The 9,757-nt window shown below is 71.3% G+C and carries 11 protein-coding genes; 4 read left to right on the forward strand and 7 right to left on the reverse strand.

The genetic code is table 11. The features are described 5' to 3' along the window. Nucleotides 1-54: 54 nt before the first annotated feature. The 6 genes from ABZ795_RS27065 to rfbB are packed head-to-tail and all read right to left on the reverse strand — an operon-like array spanning nt 55 to nt 5,331. Entirely contained in the window at nt 55-1,080 is a 1,026-nt protein-coding gene (locus ABZ795_RS27065; protein ID WP_357532379.1) for a glycosyltransferase family 2 protein, read from the reverse strand. Then, nucleotides 1,077-2,381: a polysaccharide biosynthesis protein gene (locus ABZ795_RS27070; RefSeq protein WP_357532380.1), complete on the reverse strand. Its 1,305-nt coding sequence runs from the start codon at nt 2,379-2,381 to the stop codon at nt 1,077-1,079. The genes ABZ795_RS27065 and ABZ795_RS27070 overlap by 4 nt, the downstream gene beginning before the upstream one ends. After that, nucleotides 2,378-3,079 carry a glycosyltransferase family 2 protein gene (locus ABZ795_RS27075; protein WP_327025555.1) on the reverse strand — a complete coding sequence of 234 codons (702 nt, stop codon included), beginning with the start codon at nt 3,077-3,079 and terminating at the stop codon, nt 2,378-2,380. The genes ABZ795_RS27070 and ABZ795_RS27075 overlap by 4 nt, the downstream gene beginning before the upstream one ends. Beyond that, a complete protein-coding gene (locus tag ABZ795_RS27080) occupies nt 3,072-3,452 on the reverse strand; it encodes a DUF2304 domain-containing protein (RefSeq protein WP_357532381.1) in 381 nt (126 codons plus the stop codon). The genes ABZ795_RS27075 and ABZ795_RS27080 overlap by 8 nt, the downstream gene beginning before the upstream one ends. Continuing rightward, nucleotides 3,449-4,333, reverse strand: coding sequence for a dTDP-4-dehydrorhamnose reductase (gene rfbD / locus ABZ795_RS27085; protein WP_327025557.1), 885 nt, complete (start codon nt 4,331-4,333; stop codon nt 3,449-3,451). The genes ABZ795_RS27080 and rfbD overlap by 4 nt, the downstream gene beginning before the upstream one ends. After that, entirely contained in the window at nt 4,330-5,331 is a 1,002-nt protein-coding gene (rfbB, locus tag ABZ795_RS27090) for a dTDP-glucose 4,6-dehydratase (protein ID WP_357532382.1), read from the reverse strand. The genes rfbD and rfbB overlap by 4 nt, the downstream gene beginning before the upstream one ends. Before the next feature lie 88 nt (nt 5,332-5,419). Here rfbB and rfbA point away from each other — a divergent pair, with 88 nt between their 5' ends. From rfbA to ABZ795_RS27110, 4 genes are all read left to right on the forward strand, one after another. After that, nucleotides 5,420-6,319 (forward strand): glucose-1-phosphate thymidylyltransferase RfbA, encoded by a 900-nt coding sequence (rfbA, locus tag ABZ795_RS27095; RefSeq protein WP_357532383.1) that lies wholly within the window; start codon nt 5,420-5,422, stop codon nt 6,317-6,319. Continuing rightward, the gene (rfbC, locus tag ABZ795_RS27100) at nt 6,316-6,930 is read left to right on the forward strand and encodes a dTDP-4-dehydrorhamnose 3,5-epimerase (RefSeq protein ID WP_357532384.1); all 615 of its coding nucleotides are present in this window, start codon (nt 6,316-6,318) and stop codon (nt 6,928-6,930) included. The genes rfbA and rfbC overlap by 4 nt, the downstream gene beginning before the upstream one ends. A 73-nt stretch (nt 6,931-7,003) precedes the next feature. Further along, nucleotides 7,004-8,362, forward strand: coding sequence for a Pup--protein ligase (gene pafA / locus ABZ795_RS27105; RefSeq protein ID WP_357532385.1), 1,359 nt, complete (start codon nt 7,004-7,006; stop codon nt 8,360-8,362). Nucleotides 8,363-8,415: 53 nt separating this feature from the next. Next, entirely contained in the window at nt 8,416-8,601 is a 186-nt protein-coding gene (locus tag ABZ795_RS27110; RefSeq protein ID WP_357532386.1) for a hypothetical protein, read from the forward strand. 11 nt (nt 8,602-8,612) lie between these two features. On the opposite strand, the gene ABZ795_RS27115 is transcribed toward ABZ795_RS27110, so the two are convergent. Further along, on the reverse strand, nt 8,613-9,707 hold the full coding sequence (locus ABZ795_RS27115) for a DUF3866 family protein (protein ID WP_357532391.1): 1,095 nt from the start codon (nt 9,705-9,707) through the stop codon (nt 8,613-8,615). Nucleotides 9,708-9,757: the final 50 nt, after the last annotated feature.

The following is a 9,757-nucleotide window of genomic DNA, read 5'->3' on the forward strand; positions in this document are numbered from 1 at the left end:
GAGCGCCGCACACGTCGAGGTGCGGCGGATGGGTGGGATGGCTGGCCTGGGAGGTCAGCGGGCGAGTAGTGGGCGGACCAGGGCCCACCAGGCGGCGGCGACCGCGTTGAAGACGCCCATCCCGGGGGGTGCGTCCACGTTCGAGGGTGCCACCTTGGCGGTTATCAAATCGGCGAGCACGCCGTCGCCTACCGTACGTTCGGACTGTAGGCGTTGGCGGCGCCGGCGTACCCAGTCGCGGTGCTGCCACAGCCAGGACCAGCCGCGTACCTTCTGGCGGCCCCAGCCACCGGCCAGGGCGGCGGCCAGCATGGCGGCCTCGGTGAGCAGCAGCATCGGTGCCAGCAGGGCCAGGGTCCGTCCCTGGTAGGCGGTGAGCAGGGTGATCAGCCGGTTGCGTTCGACCAGGTACAGCTTGAGGTCGTTGCGGGAGAACTCGTAGTGGTGGCGGACCACCGCGTCGGGTACGTACTCCAGGCGCAGGCCGCGTTGCCACAACCGGAGGCTGAGCTCGGTGTCCTCGTGATAGGCGAAGTATTCCGTGGCGAAGCCGCCCAGTTCCTCCCAGCGCTGCCGGCTGATCACGAAGCAGCAGCCGCTGAGGGAGGGTACGACCGTGCGGCGGGCGTGGGCGCTCGCCGGTTCGCCGTTGCCGCCGGCCCAGGACAGGCCGGTGAAGTGCAACGGGTTGCCGGAGGTGTTGATCAGTTCAGGGGTGTCGGCGAGCCGGATGGAGGCCATCGCGGCGCCGACACCGGGCTCGGCGGCCACCGCGGTGACCTTGGCCAGGGCGTCCGGGGCGACCACCGCGTCGGAGTTGACGAAGGCCAGCCAGTCGCCGCCGGCCTCGGCGGCACCCAGGTTGCAGCCGCCGGAGAAGCCGGTGTTGCTCTCCGGGCGCATCACCCGTACCCCGGGCAGCCCTTTGACCACGTCGATGCCGTCGCTGGTGCAGCCGTTGTCGACCAGCACCAACTCCACCTCGACGCCGGTGCTGGCCAGTACCGCCTGAGCGGCGTCGACCAGCCAGGGTTCGGCGCCGTAGGCGAGCATCACCACGGTCACACGGGCCGGGTTCATCGCGTACCTCCGGGGGTGGTCGCGGACAGTGGCACCGCGACAGGTGGGTGGGGTCGGGACTCACGACGGCGCCGCAGCAGGGCGACCATGACTGCGGCGACCACCAGCGAGCCCACGGTGTAGCCGAGTTCGACCCGCAGGGCCACCGGCAGGGGTGCCAGGGTCGCGGCGGCCAGCGCGGCCACCCCGAGGGTCCAGGCCAGCGCCTGTGCCCGATGTCGGTCGCGGGCCAGCAGGGCCTGGCCGAGCACCATGGCCCAGAGGTAGGCCAGGGTGGCCAGGGCCAGCCAGGCGAAGTCGCCGTGGCCGAGGATCTCCGGCGCGTCGAACAGGGCCTGCACGAGCCACGGCCCGAGCAGCAGGGTCAGCAGGCCGCCGCCGACCCCCAGGGCGGTGACGATCGCCAGGGCGCGGCGCAGCAGGGTGCCGAAGGCTGCCGCGTCGCCGGTGGCGGCGGCGGTGGACAGGCCGGGCAGCAGGGCGGCCTGCATCGAGCCGAAGACGAACAGCGGGATGCGGACCAGCACCAGCGCCGACAGCAGGGCACCGGCGGTGGCGGTGTCGGCCGGGGCCAGCAACCGTACGTTGATCACGCCGACGTTGACCACGACCTGCGACAACAGGCTGGAGGCGGTGAGCAGGGCCAGGCCGCGCAGCAGCGGTGGCCAGGGCAACGGGGTGCCGCCGCCGAGGGCGCGGGTCACCGGCGGGGCGGTCAGGGCGACCGCCAGCAGCGGCGCGGCGACCAGCACCAGGGCGTACGCGACCGGGGAGTCGACCCCGGCCGTGGCCAGCGCGGCGACCCCGGCGATGCGCAGCCCGCCGTCGAGCCCGAGTTGGCTGCCGTACCAGTGGAACTGTCCCAGCCCGGAGAGGACCCCCCGGGTGGTGTGGGCCAGCGCCAGGGCGACCAGAGCCCCGGACAGGGTGGCCACCATGGCCCGGTCGCCGTCGAAGAGGCGGTCGGCGAGGGTGTCCGTGGCGGCGGTGACGGCCAGCAGGAGCAGGGCCAGCACGGCGGCGGCGACGGTGGCCCCCCGGGCCAGCACCGGCCCCGGTGGCAGGCCCCGGGTGCGGCGGGCGGAGACCAGCCGGGCCACCTCCTGCTCGACCGGCAGGAACACCCCGATGCCGACCGTGAAGACGATCGACCACAGCACGGACAGCGAGGAGTAGTCACCCGGGGTGAGGGTGTGCCCGGCGACGGCCAGGTGCACGTACGAGGCCAGGCCCACCAGGGCCAGCCCGGCCCCGACGGGAAGGGTGCCGGGTGGGACCAGGCGCAGCAGTCGGCGGATCACCGGCGGATGAGCGCCAGGGTGAGCACGGCCAGGGCCCGCCCCAGGTAGATCATCGCCTTGGCGGGGGAGTGGCTGGGGGTGCCGGCCATTCGCCGGCGCATCGCCACCGGGACCTGCTGGATGCGGTAGCCGCGCCGGGCGGCGTGCACCAGGGTCTCGACCGTGTCGCCGAGGTACTCCGCCGGGTACCACCGGGCGAACATCTCGATCATGCGTCGGTTGGCGGCCCGGAATCCGGAGGTGGTGTCCGTCAGGGTGGTGCCGGCCAGGCCGGAGAGGACCAGTGACAGCATGCCCATCGCCCAGCGGCGGGGCCCGCGCACGAAGTAGTCGCCCTCACCGGCGAACCGGGCCCCGATGACCAGGTCGTAGTCGTCGAGCAGGTCGACCAGCTTCGGCACGTACCGGGGGTCGTGCTGCCCGTCGGCGTCGATCTGCACCGCTACGTCGTAGCCGTGATCGTGGGCGTAGCGGTAGCCCAGCCGCATCGCACCCCCGACCCCGAGGTTGTACGGCAGCCGGGCCACCCGGGCACCGGCGGCCATGGCGACGGCGGCCGTACGGTCCGCCGAGCCGTCGTCGACGACCAGCACGTCCACCCCGGGCAGTTCGCCCCGGATCTCGCGGACCACGTCGGCGATCGAACCGGCCTCGTTGAGGGCCGGGATGATGACGAGTAGCCGTTTGCCGTTAACCATCGCGGCTCACCAGTTCCTGCCGGTCGGCCCGTTCCGCCCGGTCGGCTTCGACCTCGGCGCGCAGCAGGGCGAACTCCTCGGCCAGGGTCCGGGTCTCCTCCTCCAGGGCGCTGACCTCCCAGCTGAGGTGGATGCAGACCAGCAGCAGGAAGACGATGCCGAGGAAGAGCACCAGACTGACCCCGGAGGCGACGCCGAGCAGGTCGGCCACGCCGTCGAGCAGCCTCGGGAACAGCGACAGCGGAATCACCACGAACAGCAGCCCCAGCCAGAGCATGCCGTACTTCTCCCGCAACTGCCGCCGACGCAGCAGCTCGACGATCGTGCCCAGCAGGACGAGTCCGGTGAGGCCGGTGACCAGGGTGAGCTTCATGCGACCTTCCACGGGGAGGGTGGAGCGGCTGAGGTGAAGGCCTCGACCAGCGTGGTGTGCCAGTTCGGCAGGGGTGACAGGCCGGCCTCGGCCCAACGGCCGTGCCCTAGCACACTGTACGCCGGTCGCGTTGCCGGACGCGGAAACCGACTGCTGGTGGTGGGTCGGACCCGGTCGGGGTCCAGCCCGCGCAGCGCGAACACTGCCCGGGCCAGCCCGTACCAGGTGGTCTGTCCGGAGCAGGTGCCGTGCCAGATGCCGGCTGGGGCCCGACCGGACCGGGCTGCCTCGGCGAGCGCCACCAGTTGCCTTGCCAGGGCGTACGACCAGGTGGGTTGGCCCCGCTGGTCGTCGACGACGTTCAGGAACTCCCGCTGGTCGGCCAGGTCGATCATGGTGGTGACGAAGTTGCGTCCGTGCGCCCCGTACAACCAGGCGGTACGCACCACATGGCCGGTGTCGGGCAGCAGTCGACGCACCGCCTGCTCGCCGACGAGCTTGCTGCGCCCGTACGCGTTGACCGGGGCGGTGGGCGAGTCCTCGCGGTAGGGGGTGTCGGCGTCCCCGGCGAAGACGTAGTCGGTGGAGATGTGCAGCAGGTGCGCGTGGTGGGTGGCGCAGGCGCTGGCCAACTGGGTCACGGCGGTGCCGTTGACCGCAGTCGCCGCCGCTTCCTCCTGCTCGGCACGGTCGACGTCGGTCCAGCCCGCGGCGTTGAGCACCACATCGTGACCGGCCACGGTGTCATTCACGGCAGCGGCGTCGGTGAGGTCCAGCTGGGTGCGGGTGACGGCGGTCACCGTGTGCTCGGGATGCCCGGTCAGGACCTCGACGATGTCTCGCCCGAGCATCCCACCAGCACCGGTGACCAGGATTCTCATGCCTTCGGTGCCTTGCGCAGGGGCTCCCACCAGGAACGGTTGTCCCGGTACCAGGCCACCGTAGCGGCGAGGCCCTCGTCCAGGCTGACGGTGGGGGCGTACCCCAGCTCATTGCTGATTTTGGTGATGTCCAGCGAGTAGCGGCGGTCGTGGCCCTTGCGGTCGGCCACCGGGGTGACCCGGTCCCAGTCGGCGCCGCAGGCCTGCAGGAGCCGGCCGGTCAACTCCTTGTTGGTCAACTCGGTGCCGCCGCCGATGTGGTAGACCTCGCCGGCCTGCCCGTGGTGCTGGACCATCGCCACCCCCCGGCAGTGGTCGTGCACGTGCAGCCAGTCCCGCACGTTGCCGCCGTCGCCGTACAGCGGCACGGACCGGCCGTCGAGCAGGTTGGTAACGAACAGCGGAATGACCTTCTCCGGGAACTGGTACGGGCCGTAGTTGTTGGAGCAGCGGGTCACCACCACGTCCAGGCCGTGGGTGCGGTGGTAGGCCAGGGCCAGCAGGTCGGACCCGGCCTTGGAGGCCGAGTACGGCGAGTTCGGCGCCAACGGCCAGCCCTCGGTCCACGAGCCCTCGGCGATCGAGCCGTACACCTCGTCGGTGGAGACGTGCACGAACCGTCGGACCCCGTGCCGCAGGGCGGCGTCGAGCAGCGTCTGCGTACCCAGCACATTGGTGGTGACGAACGGCTCGGCGCCGGAGATCGAACGGTCGACATGCGACTCGGCGGCGAAATGCACGATCACGTCTTGCCCCGCGACGACCCGGTCGACCACATCGAAGTGACGGATGTCACCTTCGACGAAGCGCAGTCGGGGATCGTCGGCCACCGGCGCCAGGTTGGCCCGATTACCCGAGTAGGTCAACGCGTCGAGCACGGTCACCCGGGACGGCTCCGCCTCGGGCACCCCCTCGGCGCTTCCCCCTGGCACGCCCAGCAGCATGCGTACGTACTCCGAACCGATGAAGCCGGCGCCGCCGGTGACCAGGATCCTCACGGGTCCGGAAGTTTACGCGAAACATCCCCGTTCGACCGTGGTGCCGCTCGCGTGGCCGGGCCGGTGACCTACCGGTAGGCTCCGGCCGGTGCGTGGAATTCTGCTTGCCGGTGGGACCGGATCCCGGCTGTGGCCGATCACCCGGGCGGTGTCGAAACAGTTGATGCCGGTGTTCGACAAGCCGATGATCTACTACCCGCTGTCGACTCTGGTGATGGCCGGGGTGCGCGAGATCCTGGTGATCACCACGCCGCAGGAGCAGCACCAGTTCCAGCGTCTGCTCGGCGACGGCAGCCAGTTCGGGCTGCGACTGGAGTACCTGGCCCAGCCCAGGCCGGAGGGGATCGCCCAGGCCTTCGTGCTGGGTGCGGACTTCATCGGCGACCAGGGGGTGGCGCTGATCCTGGGGGACAACATCTTCCACGGGGTCGGCCTGGGCCGACAGTTGTCCGCCGCCGGTGACCCGGTCGGTGGCCGGATCTTCGCCTACCCGGTGGCCAACCCGCAGGCGTACGGGGTGGTGCACTTCGACCCGGACGGCCGAGTGTTGTCGATCGAGGAGAAACCGGAGAAACCCAGATCCCGGTACGCCGTACCCGGTCTGTACTTCTACGACAACCGGGTGGTGGAGATCGCCCGTGGCCTGACCCCCAGCGGCCGGGGCGAGTTGGAGATCACCGCGGTCAACGAGGCGTACCGCCAGTGGGGTGAACTGTCCGTGACCGTCCTGGACCGGGGCACCGCCTGGCTGGACACCGGCACCTTCACCTCGTTGATGCAGGCCGCCGAGTTCGTCCGGGTGATCGAGGAACGGCAGGGCATGAAGATCGGCTGCGTCGAGGAGGTCGCCTGGCGGGCCGGGCTGATCGACGACGACCAACTCCGTGCCCTGGCCGAGCCGTTGACCAGCAGCGGCTACGGTGACTACCTGTTCGGCCTGCTCAACGGCGAGCGATACGAACTGATCAACCCGGGGGAGGTCCGGTGAAACTACGCCCGTTGGGCATCGAGGGCGCCTGGGAGATCACGCCGCAGCAGCACGGCGACTCCCGTGGGCTGTTCCTGGAGTGGTACCGCGCCGACCGGCTGGCCGAGGCGATCGGGCGGCCGTTGCACCTGGCCCAGAGCAACCTCTCCGTCTCCGCCCGCGACGTGGTGCGCGGCATCCACTTCTCCGACGTGCCCCCCGGGCAGGCCAAGTACGTGACCTGCGTACGCGGCGCGGTGCTGGACGTGGTGGTGGACATCCGGGTCGGCTCGCCCACCTTCGGCCAGTGGGAGACCCTGCGCCTGGACGACGTGGACCGGCGGGCGGTGTACGTGCCGGAGGGGCTCGGCCACGGCTTCTGCGCCCTGACCGACGACGCCACCCTGAACTACCTCTGCACGACGACCTACGACCCCTCGACCGACCGGGCGGTGAACCCCCTGGACGAGGAGTTGGGCATCGAGTGGCCGACCGGGACCCCGCTGCTGTCCGCCCGCGACGCCGCCGCCCCGACCCTGGCCCAGGCGCGGGAGATGGGGCTGCTGCCGGACTACGAAACCTGCCGACGTCAGGCCGCCGGCCTGGCCCTGGAGGCACCGGGCGGACGGTGACCGGTCACGGCCCGGTACAGCAGAGGTGTCACGACAGTGACGAATCGGGGCTCCGTACGGCTAATGTCTCATCATGGAACGGCGAATCTTCGGTCTGGAGACCGAGTACGGCGTCACCTGCACCTACCGCGGACAGCGCAGGCTGTCTCCCGACGAAGTAGCCCGGTACCTCTTCCGCCGGGTCGTGTCCTGGGGCCGCTCGAGCAACGTCTTCCTGCGTAACGGCGCTCGGCTCTACCTGGACGTCGGCTCGCACCCGGAGTACGCCACCCCGGAGTGCGACTCGGTGATCGACCTGGTGGCCCACGACCGGGCCGGTGAGCGCATCCTGGAAGGGCTGCTCATCGACGCGGAGAAGCGGCTGCACGACGAGGGCATCGCGGGCGAGATCTACCTGTTCAAGAACAACACCGACTCGGCCGGCAACTCGTACGGCTGCCACGAGAACTACCTGGTCTCCCGGCACGGGGAGTTCGGCCGACTGGCCGACGTGTTGATCCCGTTCCTGGTCACCAGGCAGTTGATCTGTGGCGCGGGGAAGGTGTTGCAGACCCCCCGGGGCGCGGTCTACTGCCTGTCCCAGCGGGCCGAGCACATCTGGGAGGGGGTCTCCTCGGCCACCACCCGCAGCCGTCCGATCATCAACACCCGGGACGAGCCGCACGCGGACGCCGAGCGGTACCGCCGGCTGCACGTCATCGTCGGCGACTCCAACATGAACGAGGTCACCACCCTGCTGAAGGTCGGCAGCGCCGACATCGTGCTGCGGATGATCGAGGCCGGGGTGGTGATGCGGGACCTCACCCTGGAGAACCCGATCCGGGCCATCCGGGAGGTGTCGCACGACATCACCGGTCGCCGCAAGGTGCGGCTGGCCTCCGGCAAGGAGATCAGCGCCCTGGAGATCCAGCAGGAGTACCTGGCCAAGGCGACCGAGTTCGTCGAGCGTCGGGGCGGCGACCAGACCGCCAAGCGGGTGGTCGAGTTGTGGGGCCGGGTGCTGCGGGCGGTGGAGACCGGCGACCTGGAACCGGTCTCCCGGGAGATCGACTGGGTGACCAAGCTGCGGTTGATCGAGCGCTACCAGCGCAAGCACGACCTGCCGTTGTCGCATCCCCGGGTGGCCCAGATGGATCTCGCCTACCACGACCTGCGCCGGGGTCGGGGGCTCTACGCCCTGCTGGAACGGCGTGGGGAGGTGGATCGGGTGGCCACCGATCCGGAGATCTTCGAGGCCAAGGAGACCCCGCCGCAGACCACCCGGGCCCGGCTGCGCGGGGAGTTCATCCGCAACGCCCAGGAGAAGCGGCGCGACTTCACGGTCGACTGGGTGCACCTGAAGCTCAACGACCAGGCGCAACGCACCGTGCTCTGCAAGGACCCCTTCCGGGCGTACGACGAGCGGGTGGAGCGGTTGATCGCCAGCATGTGACCGGCTGCACCGGGCCCGTCCGCCTCGGGCGGGCCCGGTAGGCTGGTCGGACCATGCTTCCTTCCGAACCTTCCACCCCGGGCGCCGAGCGGCAGAGCTTTCTGGAACGCCGCCGCGACAAGGTCCGCGCCGAGATCGAGCGCAATCGCCGAGGCGAGTACACCGTCCCGACCTGGGTGCTGGCGGCCGCGCTGGCACTGATCGTCGGCGCCTGGCTCGCCTTGATCATTCTCGCCTGAGGGGCGGCGTTTCAGGCTGCGGTGGTGAGCAGGCGGGCGGCGTGCCGACCGGCCGCGGCGGCGGCCAGGAAGTAGGCGTGATCGGCGTCCAGCCCGCGGCCCATGGTCGACAGCGGCACCGGGCTGCCCCGTAGTGCCGCGTCCAGCCCGGTGGTGTCCACCCGCAGCACGGTGTGCCGGTCGGCGAGCGGGGCCAGCGCGGCATCGACCTCGGCGGCCAGGGCCGGGTCCAGGCCGTCGGGCACCACCAGCTCCGCGCGGGCCAGCGCGACCCGGCCGTACGCGGTCAGACTGTGATGTGACACCCCACGGTGCCGCTCCCGGGGGTCGGCGTCGGAGATCCGCAACGAGCCGACCGGTCGGCCGCCCAGGGTGGCGATCGCGTTGACCGCCTCACCCACGGCCACACCGGAGAAGCCCCACCGGGTGCCGGTGCCGAGGTTGCCCGGGCCCTGCGCCACCACGGCCACGTCGGCGTGCAGCACATGCCGGGCGGCAAGCAGGCCGCTGTGCAGGGTCGAGGCCTCCAGGTCGCCGCCGAAGGCCTGCCCGACACTGATGGTGCCGACCAGTTCCTCGCGCAGCGCGGAGAGCGTACGGGAGAACCAGGCGGGCAGCGCCCCACCATCGGTGAGCAGGTACGCGACCCGGGCCTGCGGAGCGTCCGCGCGGATGCCGGCGAGGATGGCCGGCAGTGCCGAGTGCAGGTCGGCGGTCACCACCGGCAGCCCGGCCAGGTCCTCGGCGGCGGCCAGCACCTCGTGGTGGGGTGAGGCCTCCTCATCGACCCCGAGCAGGATCGGTTGCAGCGGGGTGTAGCGGGCCTTGACCAGGTGACCGGCGTCGCGGCTGTCGACCGCCTCCGGCGGATCCGGCGGCAGCCGGTCCGGCAGTGCCACGACCAGGGCGTACCCGCCGGTGCCCAGCCCCATCAGCAGCGCCCCGGCGTTCAGCAGCACCCGATCACCGGCCTCCGGCATCCCCACCAGTTCCGGGTAAGCCAACGCCCGCATCGAGCCCCCGTCGAGCAGGGTGACGTCCACCTCCACGGCCCCCACCCAACGCCGCCGTACCCCCGCCACCGTCCCCACCCGCCACCGCACCATGCCCCGCACGCTAACCCCACCCCCACCCCCACCCCCACCCCCCCCCCCCC

This window comes from Micromonospora sp. NPDC047134 (assembly GCF_040643455.1).
GTDB lineage: Bacteria > Actinomycetota > Actinomycetes > Mycobacteriales > Micromonosporaceae > Micromonospora.

Excerpts from the sequence above, each read along its gene's own strand:
- pafA (WP_357532385.1), top strand. The coding sequence starts at position 7,004 with ATGGAACGGCGAATCTTCGGTCTGGAGACCGAGTACGGCGTCACCTGC.
- ABZ795_RS27075 (WP_327025555.1), bottom strand. The coding sequence starts at position 3,079 with ATGGTTAACGGCAAACGGCTACTCGTCATCATCCCGGCCCTCAACGAG.
- ABZ795_RS27115 (WP_357532391.1), bottom strand. The coding sequence starts at position 9,707 with ATGGTGCGGTGGCGGGTGGGGACGGTGGCGGGGGTACGGCGGCGTTGG.
- ABZ795_RS27065 (WP_357532379.1), bottom strand. The coding sequence starts at position 1,080 with ATGAACCCGGCCCGTGTGACCGTGGTGATGCTCGCCTACGGCGCCGAA.
- ABZ795_RS27080 (WP_357532381.1), bottom strand. The coding sequence starts at position 3,452 with ATGAAGCTCACCCTGGTCACCGGCCTCACCGGACTCGTCCTGCTGGGC.
- rfbD (WP_327025557.1), bottom strand. The coding sequence starts at position 4,333 with ATGAGAATCCTGGTCACCGGTGCTGGTGGGATGCTCGGGCGAGACATC.
- ABZ795_RS27110 (WP_357532386.1), top strand. The coding sequence starts at position 8,416 with ATGCTTCCTTCCGAACCTTCCACCCCGGGCGCCGAGCGGCAGAGCTTT.